This is a genomic window from Burkholderia sp. BCC1047 (assembly GCF_902833155.1).
GTDB lineage: Bacteria > Pseudomonadota > Gammaproteobacteria > Burkholderiales > Burkholderiaceae > Burkholderia > Burkholderia sola.
The window spans coordinates 30,827-48,114 of sequence record NZ_CADFEH010000048.1 but is presented as its reverse complement, the minus strand read 5'-3'; the positions used below and the strand labels follow the sequence as shown (position 1 = coordinate 48,114).

Sequence of the window (17,288 nt, the reverse complement as noted above, 5' to 3'; positions counted from 1 at the left end):
CTCGCAAGCGGGGCATCCGGCACGATTCGTCAGCAACTCAGCGGCCAATCGCATACGAAACCCTTTTAAACAGTGCCCCGATCGTCGGAACGAGGCGCTTTTCAACAGCCTGCTAAGAGCTCGTCCACTTGGAACTCGAGGACCTTGTTTCGATTGCATTGCTTCCTGAGTTTGTTGAGCTTGACTCTCCAATACAAAGGATCGCTAACAGAAGATTTGTTGATGAAGGCGTGCTGCGCTTGTTCAAGGAGTCCGATCGCTCGCCTTATATGTACCAACTCGCGTTCCACATCGCAGTACCAGCTCATGTTCGCTCCCTTTTGATCGAGATTTGCAACTTGAATTGATGCCTACCGAGAACACTATGGTTCGCTTGAACCGGCAGTGCAGGAGCTGATTCCGACAGATGTATGCCGTACGGTGCCGCAGGTTGAAGAGATGGAAAATACCGGGCGCAAGCCGGGGGGCGCGGTCCAAGCTGGACGGAGGAGCCATCGAACTGCACATGCGGCTCAGATGAAACCATCATACGCGCATCGTCGGACAGATAACCGTTTTATTTCAGCTGCAGCGAGGGGCAAGTGCGATGGCGCCGCATGACGTCGAGATGTTGTTGCGTAGCTTCGGCTTACGGTCATGAGCGCTCCAGATGTCGAGCGTTGCGCGCCGCGAGAGGGGTGAACGCTGCCAATCCTTCTGCTCAAAGGAGTGGACTCCGACGCATCTTGCGTGATTATGGTCGAGGCGATGAACGCGGAGGGAAAAGCTGTCACCTGTCTGAACCATACGTGTGCCGGATTCGCTGGCTGATAGCCGTTGTAATGTGTGGGCCGCAATCTGCTTGTAGACCCAGAATCGAGATGCGCATGCAGACAGCTTCGGACGAAACAATTCGAAAAATCTGCGTCACCCGGTGCTACCGGTTCCGTGTATAGTGGGCCTCCCCTTGTGGAGTACTCAACATGCAGACATATCCGATTCTTCTCTACAAGGGGTACGAACTTCATCCCCTTGTCTTCTCCCGTACGTTCATTCGCTTTGACAGGCATTCCCGTTACGCCGAAGGGTATGACATTGCGGTGCGCATATGTCGTCCGGCCTCTATGGCAAGCTCCCCCGGAAGTCGTGTTTTCCGGCTGAACCAGCCCCACACATTCTCCGACTTTGGAGTAGCGAGGCGCGCAGCACGGCAACAAGGTAAGGACATCGTCGACGGGAAAGTGAGCGGAGCTTCAGTCGTCGACTTATGAAAGCATTGCAGTGGCTGAGCCTGCGCTAGCGGTGCTTGATGTGCGACGACTTCCGATGCTTTCGATGGGCCGGGCGGAAGATCATCCTTGTGACACCGCCGATCGACGGCGGATCGCTGGCGGGGAATGTCCCCTCCACCGCCTCGTCGACATTGCGTTCGCTCTTACCGCCGTTGGTATGTTGCTCTCGATATCTGCTGCGCATAACCGCCTCCATGAAGCTGATGGTCGGATCGGGCCGCGCCGGATTCAGCTGGCCCACCAGCGTGAAACGCCTCCGGCCACGTGGCAGCATAGGCCCGATCGGAATATTCCGCCCGGTGCGAGCGCGATCTGCCACACAGCGCAAGGCATCGCGAAACGGCCATGCACACCGGCAAACCGTTCGGCATCGGACAGACTGAGCCCGCACCCCCGCGTATAGCTGGGCTACCGGGCCGAGTTCGCCGCCGACCGGATGAGTCGCGAGACGTCGACTCCTTCCCAATTTTTCATCAGGATCCGCCATGAAACTCGCTCTTCTCGCCCTCCCCCGACAGATTGCCGGCGCGTTCGCTGTGGCGGCGACGGTCGCCCTCGGCTCAGCCGTATTCGCCCCACTCTCGAATGCCGCCGGCTCTGCACCGGAACCCCACGTCATGACCGTGGCGGCTCAAAAGTCGGTCGACGGGCGCATCAACAGCCTGCACCAGCGTCTTGGCATCACGCCTGCCCAGGAATCCCGGTGGCAGCCGGTCTCGCAGGTCATGCGCGATAACGCGAACGCGATGGAATCGCTCAGGAAGATCCGTAGCGATCACGCGAACGACATGAGTGCGATGGACGATCTTCATTCCTACGGCGAAGTCGCCGACGTGCATGCCGACGGCGTCAAAAAGCTGACCACGGCATTTCAGCCGCTGTACGACAGCATGCCCGATACGCAAAAGCAGAACGCGGACGCGATTTTCCGTGGCAACGGTCACCACCTGATCAAGAAACAATAGTTCCGGATCGTACCCAGGAGAACATGATGGACGTTTCTATCGGACACGCACATCGAAACACGAGGGCGTCGAGATCGGGCATGCGACTCGTCGGCCTGATCGTTGCGTTCGGCTGCCTTGTCATTGCACCGCAGTTGCATGCGGAGAGAATGAATCGCGGCTGGGACCAGGGTAATCACGCGCGCGTGACGCATCACGGCGCTCGCCACTACGACCATCACCGGCATGGAGTCGACGACTATTACGATGCCGAGGATGACGTTTATGCCGCGCCTCCTATGGTTTACGCGCCGGCACCGGCGCCCGGCGTCTCGCTGTTCATCCCCCTGCGGCTGCGTTGACGCACGAATCCAGTCCGGCGGACGGGTACGCCCGGCGGCACGTGGGCGTGGCGATTTTCACTGATTGGTGGTCCTGATGATGATCGAGAGGATGTGTTGCGATGTGCCGGGAGGGGCGGTTCGCGGCCGTGCATGCTTTGTACAGTTTCGTACCGCATCGGGCATTCGTCGCGTGTAGCGTTTCAATCATGCCGGCCACCCGAGGGGACGCGCTCGGCAGGCATCGCTCTGACGAGGACATCATGTTGCGAAGCATTCGAAGGTTGCACGGAGATACGGTTCGAGCGAAGGACGGCGATATCGGGCACATCCACCAGGCCTACTTCGACGATGACAACTGGTGTATTCGCTACCTCGTCGTCGAGACGGGCGACTGGCTGCACGACAGGCAGGTTCTAATCTCGCCATATTCCGTAACACATCCCGAATTCCGCACGCTATATGTCAGTCTGTCGCAACAGCAGGTGAGAGACAGCCCGAATCTGGACACGCACAAGCCGGTATCGCGCCAGCACGAGATCGAGTACCTGCGTTACTACAACTACCCGACTTACTGGGGCGGCCCGAACCTTTGGGGGATGGGCGCATACCCTGCTTTCGATCCCGCCGGGCCGTCGCAGGACGCCGACGCGGGCGATCCGCTTCTCCCGCACACCGCGCCGGCCGGCACAGCGGCGGATACGCATCTGCGCAGCACCGGCGAGGTCGACGGATATCGGCTCGAAGCCAAGGACGGACATATCGGTCACGTGTCTGACTTCATTTACGACGATGAAGCCTGGGTGATCCGCTATCTGGCAATCGACACGTCGAGCTGGTGGTCGACCGGCAAGGAAGTGCTGATCGCGACTCACTGGCTCGACCAGGTGGACTGGCCCACGGAAACGGTATCGACCACGCTCACGCGCGACGCGATCCGACAGAGCCCGCCATACGACGACTCGCAGCTCGTTCATCGCAGCTACGAGATCGAGCTGCACGAGTTCTACGGCAAGCACGGCTATTGGCACGGAGACCGATAACGCTGACCCGCGCAACGGGTAGCCAACGCAACCACCCTTCCATGCGGGATATCGCGTGACAGGACACCAGGGAGCAGCTGCATGACCTCAACCGATTTCCCGCCAACCGAAGGTTCGGCACTCGATGCGCTCTGCATCAATACGCTGCGCTTCCTGTCGATCGATGCCGTGCAGAAAGCAGCGAGCGGACATCCGGGCTTGCCGCTCGGCGCCGCACCGATGGCCTATGCGCTATGGATGCGCCATCTCAAGCATCACCCCGCCAATCCGGCGTGGCTCGATCGCGATCGCTTCATCCTGTCGGCCGGACATGGTTCGATGCTGCTGTACAGCCTGCTTCACCTCACCGGTTACGACCTGCCGCTCGATCAGATCGTCCGCTTCCGGCAATCGGGCAGCCTCACGCCCGGCCATCCGGAGCGTGGCCTCACGCCGGGCGTCGAGACGACCACCGGCCCGCTCGGCCAGGGCCTCGCCAACGCCGTCGGCATGGCGATGGCGGAAACGCGGCTCGCCGCGTGCTACAACCGTCCCGGCTTCGAGATCGTGGATCACCACACCTATGCACTCGTCAGCGACGGCGACCTGATGGAAGGCGTCGCGGCGGAAGCCGCATCGCTTGCCGGCCATCTCCGGCTCGGCAAGCTGATCTGCCTGTACGACGACAATCGCGTCACGCTATCCGCCGGCACCGCGATCACCTTCACCGAAGATCGCGCGCAACGGTTCGACGCCTACGGCTGGCATACGGAAACGGTCGACGACGGCAACGACCTGGCCGCCATCGACGCGGCGCTGCTCGCCGCACGTGCCGAGCAGCGGCGTCCGTCGTTGATCCTCGTGCGCACACATCTCGGCTACGGCTCGCCCAACCGGCAAGACACCTACCAGGCTCACGGATCGCCGCTCGGCAATGCCGAGGTGCGCCTGACCAAGCACAACCTCGGCTGGCCGCCCGATCCCGCGTTTCATATCCCCGCACCGGCGCTCGCGCATTTTCGCCGGGCGCTGGCGGAGGGGCAAATACGGGAAGCGCACTGGAACACCTTGTTCGCAGCCTATGCGCGCGCGTTTCCCGAGCTGGCGGAGATGCTGCTGAGCTCGGTGCGCGGCGCGCTGCCCGACAGTTGGGACCGCGATATCCCGGTCTTTCCGGCCGATCCGAAAGGCATGGCGACGCGGGTCGCTTCCGGCAAGGTGCTGAACGCCCTCGCCCCCCGCGTCCCGTCGCTCATCGGCGGCTCCGCCGATCTGAATCCCTCCACCTTCACCGCGCTGACCGGGCACGGCGATTTCGAGGCCGCCGGCATGAACGCGCTCGACCGGCAAGGTTCCGACGGCGGCGGCTGGAGCCGCAGCGGCCGCAATCTGCATTTCGGCGTGCGCGAGCATGCAATGGGCGCGATCCTGAACGGCCTGGCGGCCCACGGCGGCATCCTGCCGTTCGGCGCGACCTTCCTGATCTTTTCCGATTACATGCGTCCGCCGATTCGGCTCGCCGCTTTGATGCGTCTGCAGGTGATCTACGTGTTCACGCACGACAGCCTGGCCGTCGGCGAGGACGGTGCGACGCATCAGCCGATGGAACAGCTTGCCGGCCTGCGCGCGGTCCCTGGCCTGCTGGTGATTCGACCGGCCGATGCCAACGAAACGGCCGTCGCGTGGCGCGTGGCGCTCGAAGCGCGAGAACGGCCGACCGCGCTGATCCTGACCCGCCAGGACGTGCCCACCATCGATCGTCTCCGGTTCGCGCCGGCAGAGGGCTTGCGACGCGGCGGCTACGTGCTGGCCGATGCCCCCGACGGCCGCCCCGCGCTGATCCTGATCGCGACAGGCTCGGAAGTCGGGCTCGCGCTGGCAGCGCACGCCGGGTTGCTCGCGCGCGGCGTGGCGGTTCGGGTGGTGTCGCTGCCCTGCTGGAGATTGTTCGACGCGCAGCCCCAGTCGTATCAGGACGCCGTGCTGCCGAAATCGGTCGGCGCGCGGCTGGCGATCGAAGCGGGTGTATCGCAAGGCTGGCACCGCTATGTCGGCGATCGTGGCGACGTACTCGGCATCGCGGGCTTCGGCGCGTCGGCGCCGGGCGCCGAGCTGATGCGAGATTTCGGTTTCACGGTCGAGAACGTCTGCGACCGCGCGCTGAAGCTGCTCGCGTGATCCATGGGCGGCCCAGTGCGCGTATCAGGCGCCCGGGCCGCCGCCGTCATGGGGCGTACCGGCTTGGAGCACCGCGTCGATCATCGACTGCGCATCGGACACGATGCGCGCCACGTGATCCTCCCCGTTGAAGCTTTCCGCATAAATTCGGTAGAGATTCTCGGTACCCGATGGCCGCGCAACGAACCAACCGTGTTCCGTCATTACCTTGATGCCGTCGATCGCGGCCCGATTGCCCGGCGCCCGATCGAGTATCCGGGCGATCGCTTCTCCCGCCAGCTCGGTGTGCGTGAACTGACGCGGCGTTAGCCGCGCCAGCAGCGCGCGCTGCTCAGGTGTCGCTGCGGCCTGTACCCTCCGTTCGGCGGGCGCGCCGAAGCGGTGCGCCAGGTCGCGGTAAAGCTCCGCCGGATCGCGGCCGGTTCGGATCGTGATTTCGGCTGACAGCAACGCGGGAACGATGCCGTCCTTGTCGGTCGTCCAGGGTTGCCCGTCGAGCTGCAGGCACGTGGCCCCCGCACTCTCCTCGCCGGCGAACCCCAGCGTGCCGTCGAGCAATCCGCCAACGAACCACTTGAAGCCGACGGGCACTTCGTAGATTGCGCGATCGTGTGCGCGGGCGACACGATCGATCATCCCGCTGCAGACGATCGACTTGCCGACCGCCGCGCGCCCAGGCCACTTCGGCCGATGCGCATACAGGTAGTCGACGAGCACCGCGAGATAGTGATTGGGCGGCAGCAGGCCGTCGCTGCGCGTGACGATCCCGTGCCGGTCGTGGTCGGTATCGCACGCGAACGCGACGTCGAATTGGTCTTTCCGCGCGATCAGGCTCTGCATCGCGTACGGCGACGACGGATCCATACGGATCCGACCATCCCAGTCGACGCTCATGAAGCGAAAAGTCGGATCGACTTGCTCGCTGACGATCGCGAGATTCAGGCGGTAACGCTCGGCAATCGCACGCCAGTAATGTACGCCGGCGCCGCCGAGCGGATCGACGCCGAGCCGGATTGGCGCGCCGCGCAGGATGTCCATTTCGATGACGCTGGCCAGGTCGTCGACATACGTCGCGAGAAAGTCGTACCGGTGCGTCGTGGCGGCATGCGATGCTGTCGACAACGACACGCGGCTCACCCCCGCAAGCCGCGCTTCGAGCAGATCGTTCGCCGCCGTTTCGATCCATCGGGTGACGGCCTCCCCGGCCGGGCCGCCGGTCACCTGGTTGTACTTGATGCCGCCGTTGTCCGGCGGATTGTGCGACGGCGTCACCACGATGCCGTCGGCGAATCCGGCATGGCGTCCGCGGTTGTACTTCAGGATCGCGTGCGAAACGGCTGGCGTAGGCGTGTATTCGCCTGGCGGCGCCAGCATGACCTCGACGCCATTGGCCGCCAGCACTTCGAGCACGCTCGCCCGCGCCGGCTCGGAAAGCGCATGTGTATCGATGCCGACGAACACCGGACCGTGGGTGCCGTGCGAACGTCGATACCGGACGATCGCCTGCGTGATCGCGAGGACGTGCCACTCGTTGAAGCTGCGGGTCAACGCGGAACCCCGATGCCCCGACGTGCCGAACGTCACGCGTTGCGCCGGGACGGCCGGGTCCGGCATATCGGTGTAGTACGCGGTCACGAGGCGGGGCACGTCGATCCACAGCGCGTAGGGCGCGAGCCGGCCTGCCAGCGGACTGACCGGTGTCGCGGTGGACGGGACGGATGTCGTGGGTTTCAACATGCTTCCTGTATAGGGCACTGTCGCATTCTCGTTAGCGCACGGGCCGTGACTGCCGGCATGCGCGTGGCGGACGGCGGGCGCCGGGACCTTCCACAACCAACCGAACGCGCGACGCGCGAAGCGCCGCCCATTCCGCCACCCGCCATGCTCAAGCCGTGGCCGGCTTGCCCTCTCGGCGCTCGAGCATGAGAATAAGGGCGATGATGCTGACGAAATGCATGCGTTCAGATGGCGTCAGACTGCCGTGTTCCAGAATCGATTCCAGTCGAATTCGCCACAGTGCCCATGGCGCAGGCTCACCAGGCGCGACGCGTGCAATGAGTCGTTCGAGTGAACGTAGGTCTGCCTCGATTGCTGTGTGGGCCATGGCAATGCTCCGGTTGTCGTGAGGAACGGCGAATAGTCTATGACGAAGCACGGCGCCGCTCTGCCCGCTACCGTACATCGCATGCGCGTATGCATCGGGCAACTTCCCGGCGCGACGGCCGCAATGCAGGCGCCCGCCCATTTGTCCGCCATCGGACAGACGCCGGCGCGGCGCGCTGCGAACGTGGGGCGCCCGGAGCCGATACCGTGCGTGCCGCGAACCACCTCCACGACGCCGCATGGCGACCTGCGGCCGACACGCGGCGAGCGCAACGTGATCCATGCGAGGTATGCAAAGTGACCGAAACGATCGGATGCCTCATCTTCGGAGCCCTGCTGATTTTCATGGGACTCATCGGATCGTCGCTCAAGCGCCTGCCGCTGAGTGCGGCCATGGTGTATCTTGGGATCGGCTTTCTGGTCGGACCGGCCGGCACCGGCTTCCTGTCGCTGAAATTGCCGGACGACGTCACGACCTTGCGCGTCACTGCCGAGATCGGCTTGCTGATCTCGCTGTTCGCGATTGGCCTAAGGCTGCGTGTCCAGCCCGCCGATCCCCGCTGGATGCTGCCGCTGCGGCTCGGCGTCGTCGCGATGATCTTCACCGTCGCGTCGATCGCCGCGCTCGGCGTATTGGTGCTGAATTTCAGTCTCGGCGTCGCGGTACTGCTGGGCGCGATGATCGCGCCGACCGACCCCGTGCTCGCTCATGACGTCGGCGTGCGCGACGCGGGTGACGTCGAGCTGGTGCGTTTTTCGTTGTCCGCCGAAGGCGGGATCAACGACGGCACGGCCTACCCGTGCGCGGTACTCGGCATGCTTTTGTGCGGTTTCGGCACGACATCGGCGCTTCACTGGAGCATGGTCGGCGGCATTGCATGGGGTATCGCGTCCGGTGCGGGCACAGGCTGGCTGCTCGGCTTCGTCACGGCCCGGCTCGTCGCATTCCTGCGCAGCCGTCACGGCCAGGCGCTCGGACTCGAAGGGTTCTTCGCGCTCGGCCTGATCATGCTGTCGTACGGTGTGGCGCTCGCCATTCATGGCTACGGGTTCCTGGCCGTGTTCGCGGCGGGCGTCGCGATGCGGCGCGTCGAACATCGAACGAGCGGCCAGAAGACGTCTAAGGAGACGGTCGGTGTCGTGAACAGCGAGGATGTCGAGGCCACCGCCACCGATCCCGACAAAGCTCATGCCTTCGTCGCAGAATCGGTCATGGGATTCACGATCGAGCTGGAACACATCGTCGAAGCCGTCCTAATCCTGCTGATCGGCGCGCTCGTCTCACGGTATTGGCTCGACATGCTCACCTGGACTGTCGCGGCCGTTGTCGCGACACTGCTGTTCGTCATCCGGCCGGCCGCCATCCAGCTCGCGCTGATCGGCTCCCGGGCGTCGCACCACCAGCGCCGGCTGATCAGCTGGTTCGGCATTCGCGGCGTGGGTTCCCTGTATTACTTGATGCTGGCCATCGAGCAAGGGCCGCGTGCGCAACTGTTGCCGCTGGTTCCGTGGGTACTGGCCATCATCGCCATGTCGATCGTGCTGCACGGCATTTCAGCCGCGCCGCTGATGCGTCGATACGCGTGAGACCCGGGACGGGCGTAGTGACGCGATGCGTGGGCGGGTCGAACGGTTTGGCGCGATGCCACACCCGACACTCAAGGTGCCGGGCGACAGTCCGACTATGAATTTGAAGCGCCGATGATGTCCAGCGTCACAGCCTGCCCAGCAACATCAGAATGAGTAACACGACCAATACCAGGCCCAGCAATCCGATTGGACCATAACCCCAGCCGTTGCCGTAGCGCTAGGTCGGGATCACCCTGACCATCAGCAGCACGACAAGGATCAGTAGAAGCAGTCTCAGTGACATGTCGTCTCTCCTCAATCAGTCCGGTCGGTCATGCCGCGATGCGTCCGCATCGATGGCCTCGCCGAATGCAATCGAACCGATGTTTCCGTCGATACGCTCCCGTGCGATTCCACGTCGACGCGTGCACGCGCCGTTCGTCGCCGGTCGCGTCGAAATTCGCGGTTCCGCATCTCGAATGCCGGAGTTCCCCGGACGAAAGTCGTCCTGCTTCTTCACGCAGGGCTCGTGCGCGATGCAGCCGGTTCGGAACGTGTATCGACTCTTGCGATATCAAGGTAGGCGGACGCGGGCGTGGAGTCTGTCCGGCAACGTACCGGACGCACGGCACCGCGCGATCGATCGACCTGTCAACACCGACGAGCCGACGGTCGCGGGTACCGCCTGCGAGGTTCGTCACTTGCTCTTTTCGGGTAGCGGGGCCCGGTTCAGTGGAGATGCCCTCCGAACAAACCGAGCAACCCGATGACGATCAGGTAGATCGCAACGATGTAATTCAACAACCGTGGCACGACGAGAATCAGAATGCCAGCGATCAGCGAAACCAGTGGGCCCGCGCTTGTGAGGATGTGCATATGCCCTCCGCAAGATTGAAAACGACAGATGGATACGAACCCGTGCTGCCTCCGATGCTCGTTACAGCGACCTGAGCCGGGTGACACGCGGGCTCTTGGCGGTCGTGCAAGAGCCCGCAAGGAGCGAGCCGACGCCGGCGACGGCGATGTTGCATGCGTCGATCTGGCGGCCGCTCGCGTCGGATGTGCCGGTCGTCGTGCATCCCTGCATCACGACGCGGATGCCAAGACGCGATCCCGGCGTACCTCATGTAAGTGTTCGTCGCTGCATGATTCGCCTCAGGCTGTGCGTGGATATCCCCGACGCTACACACTGGCGAACGCGAATGCGGTACGAAAGCGTACCAAGCATGCAAAAACAGACAACCGCCCTTCGCAGCGTTCGACCCGAGAGCCGCCCGCATGCACCTGCTCGCGTGGCGGTGCCGGTTCACGTACGGCATCGTACCGACTTCCGTCACGAATGCGCTCAACCTGTATTCCGGTATCCTGATTGTCGCGCGCCAAAGCACCGGTACGACGCTTCGATGGTTCAGGATTTCGTACCGGTGAAACAGGCGATCCATGTCAAGGAGCAAGATGATGAACAGGGATCAGATGAGAGGCCGCATCGCGGAAGCGAAGGGCAAACTGAAGGAAATGGTCGGCAGAATCATGGGAAATCGATCGACCAGGATGCAGAGCAAGATCGAACACGTCGTTGGAAAGACGCAAGCGTCATTCGGTGACGCGAAAGAGCAACTCAGGAAGCGGCCGTAGGATGCTCACGCGAACGGTTCGGTTCTATCGCGCCGCGCGATCGGGCAACGTGACGCGAATTCACCGGATGTTGACGGCGCGTGCAGGCAACATCCGGTGAATTCGCCTCCCGACCGACCTTCACGATACCGCAATGCGTCGAGGGTGGTCGCTGTGCACGTCGGCAGGCGACTTGTGCTGTGCGTCTCCCACGCCGGGAAAGAACGCGTCCCACGCGTCCCGGACACCTTTCGCCGCGGTCGCATCTGCGGTCGCCTCCACTGCAAGCGTCTCCTGGTCGCTCGACTTGGCCGGATCGGAACACAAGCCTCGCCAGCGCGTGAAGGTGAGCATCGGCTTTTCCGTCCATTCGCCGTCGCCGAACTTCGCAAACGCCGTGTCTCAACTCACCAGTCGAACCTCATACCGTCCGTCGCGCACAGGTGCATATTGGTCCAGCGTAAACCATCGTGTAGATTGGATGTTCATCATTGCCTCGTGGGTTCATGGATCGTTGTACAGGACAACCCCGGTCGACGCGTGCGCGCTAATCGGCGCACCGATTCAGCCACAGCCGGCCTGCGGCGGTCATGTTGATCGAACCGCCGCTGCGAGACTCGTATGCAAGCCCGTGAGTCAACAGTTCATCGGCTATGACGCGTGGAATATCGGCTTGTGAATCGGGAATCCGATCAAGCGATCTGAGGGTCTCGACGACCTCGGGTGAAAGTGGGATGCACATGGCGGCCCCCTCGGTATTGACTTCATGTTGATCCGGACAACAGGCGCTGGTCTGTACGGTATCGACTATTTGGACGCAGGTTTTCCGGCACCGCGCTGACGCCCGATGATCAACCTGAATCGGCAACATGATTCGGTATCCGATATTTTTATTGCGTAATCGGTTTCGAACGCACACACTACAGAGACCTGCCGGTTCGTTGTCGAGGCATCGGCGCCCTCGAATCCTTCGGCGCCAACGGTTGCTCTGTCAGGAGCACATCATGACCATTCCCACTCTCGAATATCGCGGCCGTGAACTCCGCGTCTATTCACAATTGCTTTTCCCGCCGTTCGGCGATCCCCACGCCCCCGGTCCGAAACGCTTCGGTTCAATCGTACGCATCGACACGATTCCGTCGACCTCGGCAACGGTGCCGCGTTACTCGACCATTTTCGAGCATGGCGCTCCGCAAACGGCGGCGCTCGCCCTCGATCTGGCGATGCAATTCGGCAAGGACATCGTGGACGGCAGAATCGCCCCTGCGGCGATCTGATCCATCCGCCGCATCCGACTCGATGTGGCGTCTCGCGACGCGAGCACATCTCACTTAGGAGCGATCCATGAAATATCACTCAGGTACCTCGATCGACCGGCGCGATGACGCGACCCGGCAAAAGCAGCGGGACGATCTCGCGCGTGCCGACGTCGAACGCGCCGAGAAGCGCATCCGTCAGGATGCCGACATCAACTCCAATGCGAGCAAGTGGCGTTATTTGCGCCCCGACAATCGGGCGAGATGAGCGACGGATGCGCCACGCGCCGTGGCATACCGGTCCCGCACCGCAGGTCGCGGGCGGGCCGGTATCACCCATACCGGCGCAGGTGTATCGAGAATTCGGCGATTGCGTCGATGCCGATCTGCTCCGCGCAGAGGCACCAATCCTGCAACTGAGCCAGCAATTGCTCGTGCGACGCGTATGACCACGTCCATAGCTCGAGCAACGCGTCGTACATATCTACATATCCGCGCACGCTTCGCCGTGACGACGCGTGCGCGTGCCGATTTCCTGCCCTTCGACGGGCCTCCTATTTCCCGACCTGATTGCCGACAACCCCGCCGAGGGCCGCGCCGCCCACGGTGTCCAACGCACTGCCGCCTGTCAGGAACGCACCGGCGCCGCCGCCGACACCAGCGCCGATCACGGTATCCGTTCCGCGGTGGGACATGTCCCCGCAACCCGCCAGTACGATCGTCGTCATGGTGACGATCGCCGTTCCGACCGCCACGGAATATAGCTTTCTCATGATGATCCCCTCGGGTCGCCGCGGCGCTGTCCGATCCGGAACGGCGCGCGGAAACCCCTGGGCTGACGTCCCGATGAAATTCGAGACGTCGAATCACGATGAGGGGGGTAAATCGCGCGAAGTCCGTTCGCTAACGTACCGGCCCGGATGCCGATCGACCATCTCACGGAAGCGCCACTTGCGCTGCGCCCAGCACCAAAGCCGGCGTTGACCTGACTTCCTTGTGGTCGACACCGCACGGCGAACAGTTCCCTGAGCCTTACCGATCACGGCCGTCCCTGGCTCGTCAGGAAATCGGGCCGATTTCAGCTACCGTACCGTCGAGCTGCGAGCGACGAGATACGATAGTGAATCCCGCTCCCCCCGCTACGCCCGAATCGACCAGACAACTCCATCGCGCCCGATGCGAGCCTAGGAGCCACACATGCCAGCCCCCCCCATCACTGAAAATCACCTGCTTGCCGCACTGCCGGAGAACGAGCTTGCACGCATCATCCCAAACCTGACGATCATCGACATGCCGCTCGGGAAAGTGCTGTACGAATCGGGTGGCCAGCTTCATCACGTCTATTTTCCGACTACGTCGATCGTGTCGCTGCTGTACGTGATGGAGGACGGCTCGTCTGCGGAAATCGCGATCGTCGGGCATGAGGGCATGATCGGCGTGTCGCTGTTCATGGGTGGCGAAACGACGCCGAGTCGCGCCGTCGTGCAAAGCGCTGGGCAGGCCTACCGGCTCGACGCGAGCGTCCTGAAAGAAGAATTCCGGCGCGGCAACGCGATGCAGCGTCTGTTGTTGCGCTATACGCAGGCGCTCATCACGCAGATGGCGCAGACTGCGGTATGCAACCGTCATCACTCGATCGATCAGCAGCTGTGTCGCTGGCTGCTGCTCAGCCTCGACCGCCTGCCATCGAACCAGTTGCGCATGACGCAGGAGCTGATCGCCAACATGCTGGGCGTGCGCAGGTCGGGCGTGACGGAAGCGGCATTGAAGCTGCAGGACGCTGGCCTCATCCGCTACAACTACGGCCATATCGAGGTGCTGGACCGACCCGGGCTCGAAAAGCGCGTGTGCGAATGCTACAACGTGGTCAAACGCGAATTCGATCGCCTGCTTCCTGACCTGAAGCGGCTCTAGGAATCCGTCCGCAACGCGGCACGTCCCGAGGGTGTCTACTTCGCCGATTCAGGACTGCCGCAAGAACCGGCGATACCATCAGACGGCGAAGCAATTCGACAACGGCTCCCGGCCTGCAACGGCGCTGGCCGACACTGCGCGGCATCGTACCGACTTCTTCGTCCGGCCCGGTCATCCTGTATTCGACACGCGTGCGTAGTCGATGCCGATACGCCCGCGCAAGGCGAATTCACGGGAGCAGGCAGATGAACGACCGCAAGCAGAAAGACGACGCTGTCGGGCAGCAACGCCGTAAATACGAGCAGGACAACGCAACGGACGACGGTATGCCCGCCGCGCCCGAAGTGCCGATGCATACGTGCCCGACCTGGCAAGAACGATTGCGGACCGCGAAGCAACGGATCGCCGATTCGAGAAAGCGCTGGGGCATGGCCTATCCGCCGAATTGAGCACGCACTGCGATAATGATACAGCGTTGCTCCCGACACAGGCGGAGCATGACATTCGCGCTCCGCGTTGTCGTGCGCGCGTCCCGCAGGCTACGTCGCCGACGTTCCGGCATCAGGCCTGCTGGCACAGGCGGATCAAGAATTCGGCAATGGCCTTGACCCGCGCTGTTCTGTTCGGGTTCGGAAGATGGCGTCGAATTTGTTTCTGAAAAAGCAACGGCCGGAAAGTTTATCCGCGAACCGGTTGTCCTGGAACCACTGGATCAAGCTGTGCCACTGGCGCATCGATTCGACGGCGATCATGCGATAGGGAACCTCGGAGTCATTCTGGACGGGATCTGCATGCGGGGGAAGCGGCCTCCACAGTCGGACGTCTCGATTGAAAGCCCCGCCACGATTTCCGCGTCGAACGTCGCGAGGCTCGCGCCGGTGACGATTCGGCTTTTCGTGGCGACGAGCGGCAGCACGGCCTGGTCGGGGATCACGCCGGCGACATCCGATGGCGATGCGAGCAGACCTTCATCACAAGCCAGTGCCGTTCGTTTACAACGAAAGACGTGCCCTCGGTCCAGCGCACGATGACGTAGCCGTTCGAATGCGCGAGGTATCGCAGGCGTCTGCCGCTACCGTCATCCACGCGATCCCTGCAATCGAATGCTGGCTTCCTGACGGTAGTGGGCAAATCGTCGGGATTGAGTCTGTCGTGCACAACGGCAAATGTGCCCTTTTCCAGAATGAGGGCCGCACGCTCGCCATTCGCCCGGCAGCGCTTCAATTCGGCGAGCGCCAGTCCGGCCAGACTCTGCGGACCGAACGTCTGCGCCAGTCGGGCAGCCAGTGCTTCGATATTCATGTCGCCGCTCCCCCAGCAATCGCTTAGCCCCCCTTCGATGGATGGCTTAATCATCATCAATCGGTATGCCGATCGATCCGTCTGAGTGCTTGAGCAGTCTAGTATCGTGCGAACAATTCTTCTGTCCGCTACCGTGCCCGGGATTCGCAGCCGAGCGCAGCACGCGGCCGCGCGGCGTGGAATAGCCCCTCAACAGATTGCGGGCGGTGCAGCCGGTTCAGGTGGGCTGCCGTCGGGCTCATCAACGAGCATCCGGAGAATTTGCTGCAGTTGCCGCGCGCATCGGCGAGCATCCTCGGGGGCATTTGCATCGATCGCCTCGAGCAGGCTGACGAATGCAATGAGGAAGGAATCGGAGACGGGCGTCTCACGCGCATGCTCGCGCAGATAAGCGCTATAACTGAAAACGCGCTGGATGAATTCGATCTGGTGAGCGGCAAATTCGTCATCGCCCACGGAAGGTGGCACAACGGCGAGGACACTGTCGGACAACGAAGGAGGAAGACGGATGTAAGACGAGCGATCACTCATGCGGGTCTCGTGAAACGCACGAGCGCGGCGTGAATGCCCGAAGCACGGACGCTGTTTCACGACGGAAGGCGCCTATGCTATAAGTGTCTCTAGGATTTGACATGCCAACGCTCATCGTATTCTTTCATCGGCCACGCGTGATGTCAAATCAATTTGACACCAAACTTAACTATCGATCCATGCGATTTGATTGGGGCAAGTTGTTCGACGAACTGAAGCGCGAGGGACAGTTCGGCAGCGATGCGCAACTGGCCGACAGCCTGGGGCTGACGCGCGCGCAAATCTCGGCATGGCGCACCGGCAAAAGCGATCTCGGCATCCTGACCAAGATCAAGATCCTCGATGCGCTGGGCCACGACACGTTGCGTACGTCGCTGTCGAGCTTGCTGCCCGAGAAAAACCGGGAAACACAGGCCGCACAGCATGCGAAGCTTCTTGCGCGCATCGAACGAATCCGATCGGGAGCAGGCGTCGTGCCCGCCGAGCGGGACGACGCGGCCGACTCGTCCGTAGTAGCGAACAATCTTCTTGGCGAATTGCCCGTGGACGAGCGCAAGCGCATCGAGCCCCATCTGTCGTGGGTCGCGCTGCCACTCGGGCATGTGGTGTATGAACCGGGCGATCACCTGAGCCACGTCTATCTGCCGACAACCGCGATCATTTCGATGCTGTACGTGATGGAAAACGGTTCGTCCGCGGAGATTGCCGTGGTCGGACGCGACGGGCTGCTTGGCGTCGCGCTGTTCATGGGCGGTGAAACGATGCCGAACCGGGCCATCGTCCAGAGCGCGGGCGAAGCGTTCCGCCTGAGCGGACAGATCGTGAAAGAGGAATTCGCGCGCGGCGGCGCATTGCAGCGCGTGTTTCTGCGCTACACGCAGGCGCTCATCACCCAGATGGCGCAGACGGCCGTGTGCAATCGCCACCACTCGATCGCGCAGCAATTCTGCCGTTGGCTGCTGCTGAGCCTCGACCGGCTGGATTCGCGCAACGTGCGGATGACGCAGGAACTGATTGCCGACATGCTCGGCGTGCGCAGAGCCAGCGTGACGGAAACCGCAAAACGGCTTCAGGAAGAAGGCATCATCCGTTATTCGCGCGGATTGATTGAAGTCGTCGATCGCAGCGCCCTCGAGCGGCGCGTGTGCGAATGCTACATGGTAGTCAAGAAGGAAAGCGACCGGCTGCTGTCGCAAAAGTAGGTACTGCCTGGGCTGCGTCCCGCCATCGACATGACACGCAT

21 protein-coding genes and 3 pseudogenes are annotated in these 17,288 nt (G+C 62.6%); 12 read left to right on the top strand and 12 right to left on the bottom strand.

From position 1 onward, the window contains the following. The first annotated feature begins 962 nt into the window (after window positions 1-962). The gene (locus HWX55_RS36240; RefSeq protein ID WP_244140695.1) at window positions 963-1,250 is read left to right on the top strand and encodes a hypothetical protein; all 288 of its coding nucleotides are present in this window, start codon (window positions 963-965) and stop codon (window positions 1,248-1,250) included. Between the two features lie 25 nt (window positions 1,251-1,275). Here HWX55_RS36240 and HWX55_RS32890 read toward each other — a convergent pair whose 3' ends face one another. Then, window positions 1,276-1,545, bottom strand: a complete 270-nt coding sequence (locus tag HWX55_RS32890; protein ID WP_244140694.1) for a hypothetical protein — start codon at window positions 1,543-1,545, stop codon at window positions 1,276-1,278. Between the two features lie 211 nt (window positions 1,546-1,756). On the opposite strand from HWX55_RS32890, the gene HWX55_RS32885 reads away from it, so the two are divergent. The 4 genes from HWX55_RS32885 (at window position 1,757) to tkt (ending at window position 5,756) form a co-directional block, all read left to right on the top strand. After that, complete coding sequence (locus HWX55_RS32885; RefSeq protein ID WP_175769718.1) at window positions 1,757-2,236, top strand: Spy/CpxP family protein refolding chaperone; 480 nt, start codon at window positions 1,757-1,759, stop codon at window positions 2,234-2,236. An 80-nt stretch (window positions 2,237-2,316) separates the two neighbouring features. Continuing rightward, on the top strand, window positions 2,317-2,577 hold the full coding sequence (locus HWX55_RS32880) for a hypothetical protein (protein ID WP_244110363.1): 261 nt from the start codon (window positions 2,317-2,319) through the stop codon (window positions 2,575-2,577). 242 nt (window positions 2,578-2,819) lie between these two features. Beyond that, entirely contained in the window at window positions 2,820-3,599 is a 780-nt protein-coding gene (locus HWX55_RS32875; RefSeq protein ID WP_175769722.1) for a PRC-barrel domain-containing protein, read from the top strand. 81 nt (window positions 3,600-3,680) lie between these two features. Continuing rightward, entirely contained in the window at window positions 3,681-5,756 is a 2,076-nt protein-coding gene (gene tkt / locus HWX55_RS32870) for a transketolase (protein WP_175769724.1), read from the top strand. 24 nt (window positions 5,757-5,780) lie between these two features. Here tkt and pgm read toward each other — a convergent pair whose 3' ends face one another. Together pgm and HWX55_RS32860 are read right to left on the bottom strand one after the other, a co-directional pair. Continuing rightward, complete coding sequence (gene pgm, locus HWX55_RS32865) at window positions 5,781-7,493, bottom strand: phosphoglucomutase (alpha-D-glucose-1,6-bisphosphate-dependent) (protein ID WP_175978727.1); 1,713 nt, start codon at window positions 7,491-7,493, stop codon at window positions 5,781-5,783. Window positions 7,494-7,641: 148 nt separating this feature from the next. Beyond that, window positions 7,642-7,860, bottom strand: a complete 219-nt coding sequence (locus HWX55_RS32860) for a hypothetical protein (RefSeq protein WP_175769726.1) — start codon at window positions 7,858-7,860, stop codon at window positions 7,642-7,644. Window positions 7,861-8,156: 296 nt separating this feature from the next. Here HWX55_RS32860 and HWX55_RS32855 point away from each other — a divergent pair, with 296 nt between their 5' ends. Beyond that, window positions 8,157-9,446 (top strand): cation:proton antiporter, encoded by a 1,290-nt coding sequence (locus HWX55_RS32855; RefSeq protein WP_175769728.1) that lies wholly within the window; start codon window positions 8,157-8,159, stop codon window positions 9,444-9,446. 127 nt (window positions 9,447-9,573) lie between these two features. Here HWX55_RS32855 and HWX55_RS36235 read toward each other — a convergent pair. The 3 genes and pseudogenes from HWX55_RS36235 to HWX55_RS32840 form a co-directional block, all read right to left on the bottom strand. After that, window positions 9,574-9,651, bottom strand: a pseudogene (locus tag HWX55_RS36235) (DUF3309 family protein); the annotation flags it as partial. A gap of 96 nt (window positions 9,652-9,747) precedes the next feature. After that, entirely contained in the window at window positions 9,748-9,948 is a 201-nt protein-coding gene (locus HWX55_RS32845; protein WP_175769730.1) for a hypothetical protein, read from the bottom strand. Between the two features lie 209 nt (window positions 9,949-10,157). Next, window positions 10,158-10,304: a DUF3096 domain-containing protein gene (locus HWX55_RS32840; protein ID WP_006413561.1), complete on the bottom strand. Its 147-nt coding sequence runs from the start codon at window positions 10,302-10,304 to the stop codon at window positions 10,158-10,160. Between the two features lie 582 nt (window positions 10,305-10,886). Here HWX55_RS32840 and HWX55_RS32835 point away from each other — a divergent pair. Beyond that, window positions 10,887-11,063, top strand: coding sequence for a CsbD family protein (locus tag HWX55_RS32835; RefSeq protein WP_244140693.1), 177 nt, complete (start codon window positions 10,887-10,889; stop codon window positions 11,061-11,063). Between the two features lie 120 nt (window positions 11,064-11,183). Here HWX55_RS32835 and HWX55_RS32830 read toward each other — a convergent pair. Together HWX55_RS32830 and HWX55_RS36230 are read right to left on the bottom strand one after the other, a co-directional pair. Then, a pseudogene (locus HWX55_RS32830) lies at window positions 11,184-11,531 on the bottom strand (hypothetical protein). Between the two features lie 58 nt (window positions 11,532-11,589). Beyond that, on the bottom strand, window positions 11,590-11,913 hold the full coding sequence (locus HWX55_RS36230) for a hypothetical protein (RefSeq protein WP_244110364.1): 324 nt from the start codon (window positions 11,911-11,913) through the stop codon (window positions 11,590-11,592). Window positions 11,914-12,046: 133 nt separating this feature from the next. Here HWX55_RS36230 and HWX55_RS32820 point away from each other — a divergent pair, with 133 nt between their 5' ends. Then, window positions 12,047-12,319: a hypothetical protein gene (locus tag HWX55_RS32820; protein WP_175769733.1), complete on the top strand. Its 273-nt coding sequence runs from the start codon at window positions 12,047-12,049 to the stop codon at window positions 12,317-12,319. Between the two features lie 67 nt (window positions 12,320-12,386). Further along, on the top strand, window positions 12,387-12,566 hold the full coding sequence (locus HWX55_RS32815) for a hypothetical protein (protein ID WP_175769735.1): 180 nt from the start codon (window positions 12,387-12,389) through the stop codon (window positions 12,564-12,566). Window positions 12,567-12,630: 64 nt separating this feature from the next. Here HWX55_RS32815 and HWX55_RS32810 read toward each other — a convergent pair. Together HWX55_RS32810 and HWX55_RS32805 are read right to left on the bottom strand one after the other, a co-directional pair. After that, window positions 12,631-12,813, bottom strand: a pseudogene (locus tag HWX55_RS32810) (acyl-CoA desaturase); the annotation flags it as partial. Window positions 12,814-12,852: 39 nt separating this feature from the next. Continuing rightward, window positions 12,853-13,071, bottom strand: coding sequence for a hypothetical protein (locus tag HWX55_RS32805; protein ID WP_175769737.1), 219 nt, complete (start codon window positions 13,069-13,071; stop codon window positions 12,853-12,855). A 424-nt stretch (window positions 13,072-13,495) separates the two neighbouring features. Here HWX55_RS32805 and HWX55_RS32800 point away from each other — a divergent pair, with 424 nt between their 5' ends. After that, window positions 13,496-14,212 carry a Crp/Fnr family transcriptional regulator gene (locus tag HWX55_RS32800; RefSeq protein ID WP_175769739.1) on the top strand — a complete coding sequence of 239 codons (717 nt, stop codon included), beginning with the start codon at window positions 13,496-13,498 and terminating at the stop codon, window positions 14,210-14,212. A 245-nt stretch (window positions 14,213-14,457) separates the two neighbouring features. Beyond that, window positions 14,458-14,661 (top strand): hypothetical protein, encoded by a 204-nt coding sequence (locus HWX55_RS32795; protein WP_244110365.1) that lies wholly within the window; start codon window positions 14,458-14,460, stop codon window positions 14,659-14,661. A gap of 481 nt (window positions 14,662-15,142) precedes the next feature. Here HWX55_RS32795 and HWX55_RS32790 read toward each other — a convergent pair whose 3' ends face one another. Together HWX55_RS32790 and HWX55_RS32785 are read right to left on the bottom strand one after the other, a co-directional pair. Next, the gene (locus HWX55_RS32790; RefSeq protein ID WP_175769742.1) at window positions 15,143-15,514 is read right to left on the bottom strand and encodes a hypothetical protein; all 372 of its coding nucleotides are present in this window, start codon (window positions 15,512-15,514) and stop codon (window positions 15,143-15,145) included. A gap of 189 nt (window positions 15,515-15,703) precedes the next feature. Beyond that, on the bottom strand, window positions 15,704-16,045 hold the full coding sequence (locus HWX55_RS32785; protein ID WP_175769744.1) for a hypothetical protein: 342 nt from the start codon (window positions 16,043-16,045) through the stop codon (window positions 15,704-15,706). 101 nt (window positions 16,046-16,146) lie between these two features. Here HWX55_RS32785 and HWX55_RS32780 point away from each other — a divergent pair, with 101 nt between their 5' ends. Further along, window positions 16,147-17,247, top strand: a complete 1,101-nt coding sequence (locus tag HWX55_RS32780; RefSeq protein WP_244110367.1) for a helix-turn-helix domain-containing protein — start codon at window positions 16,147-16,149, stop codon at window positions 17,245-17,247. Window positions 17,248-17,288 lie beyond the last annotated feature (41 nt).

What these genes read in the sequence shown, in the direction of transcription:
- HWX55_RS32885 (WP_175769718.1), top strand. Translation starts at nt 1,757, where the DNA reads ATGAAACTCGCTCTTCTCGCCCTCCCCCGACAGATTGCCGGCGCGTTC.
- tkt (WP_175769724.1), top strand. Translation starts at nt 3,681, where the DNA reads ATGACCTCAACCGATTTCCCGCCAACCGAAGGTTCGGCACTCGATGCG.
- HWX55_RS32860 (WP_175769726.1), bottom strand. Translation starts at nt 7,860, where the DNA reads ATGGCCCACACAGCAATCGAGGCAGACCTACGTTCACTCGAACGACTC.
- HWX55_RS32800 (WP_175769739.1), top strand. Translation starts at nt 13,496, where the DNA reads ATGCCAGCCCCCCCCATCACTGAAAATCACCTGCTTGCCGCACTGCCG.
- HWX55_RS32785 (WP_175769744.1), bottom strand. Translation starts at nt 16,045, where the DNA reads ATGAGTGATCGCTCGTCTTACATCCGTCTTCCTCCTTCGTTGTCCGAC.
- HWX55_RS36230 (WP_244110364.1), bottom strand. Translation starts at nt 11,913, where the DNA reads ATGTTGCCGATTCAGGTTGATCATCGGGCGTCAGCGCGGTGCCGGAAA.
- HWX55_RS32820 (WP_175769733.1), top strand. Translation starts at nt 12,047, where the DNA reads ATGACCATTCCCACTCTCGAATATCGCGGCCGTGAACTCCGCGTCTAT.
- HWX55_RS36240 (WP_244140695.1), top strand. Translation starts at nt 963, where the DNA reads ATGCAGACATATCCGATTCTTCTCTACAAGGGGTACGAACTTCATCCC.
- HWX55_RS32880 (WP_244110363.1), top strand. Translation starts at nt 2,317, where the DNA reads ATGCGACTCGTCGGCCTGATCGTTGCGTTCGGCTGCCTTGTCATTGCA.
- HWX55_RS32890 (WP_244140694.1), bottom strand. Translation starts at nt 1,545, where the DNA reads ATGCTGCCACGTGGCCGGAGGCGTTTCACGCTGGTGGGCCAGCTGAAT.
- HWX55_RS32815 (WP_175769735.1), top strand. Translation starts at nt 12,387, where the DNA reads ATGAAATATCACTCAGGTACCTCGATCGACCGGCGCGATGACGCGACC.
- HWX55_RS32875 (WP_175769722.1), top strand. Translation starts at nt 2,820, where the DNA reads ATGTTGCGAAGCATTCGAAGGTTGCACGGAGATACGGTTCGAGCGAAG.
- HWX55_RS32835 (WP_244140693.1), top strand. Translation starts at nt 10,887, where the DNA reads ATGAACAGGGATCAGATGAGAGGCCGCATCGCGGAAGCGAAGGGCAAA.
- pgm (WP_175978727.1), bottom strand. Translation starts at nt 7,493, where the DNA reads ATGTTGAAACCCACGACATCCGTCCCGTCCACCGCGACACCGGTCAGT.
- HWX55_RS32790 (WP_175769742.1), bottom strand. Translation starts at nt 15,514, where the DNA reads ATGAATATCGAAGCACTGGCTGCCCGACTGGCGCAGACGTTCGGTCCG.
- HWX55_RS32805 (WP_175769737.1), bottom strand. Translation starts at nt 13,071, where the DNA reads ATGAGAAAGCTATATTCCGTGGCGGTCGGAACGGCGATCGTCACCATG.
- HWX55_RS32840 (WP_006413561.1), bottom strand. Translation starts at nt 10,304, where the DNA reads ATGCACATCCTCACAAGCGCGGGCCCACTGGTTTCGCTGATCGCTGGC.
- HWX55_RS32795 (WP_244110365.1), top strand. Translation starts at nt 14,458, where the DNA reads ATGAACGACCGCAAGCAGAAAGACGACGCTGTCGGGCAGCAACGCCGT.
- HWX55_RS32780 (WP_244110367.1), top strand. Translation starts at nt 16,147, where the DNA reads ATGCCAACGCTCATCGTATTCTTTCATCGGCCACGCGTGATGTCAAAT.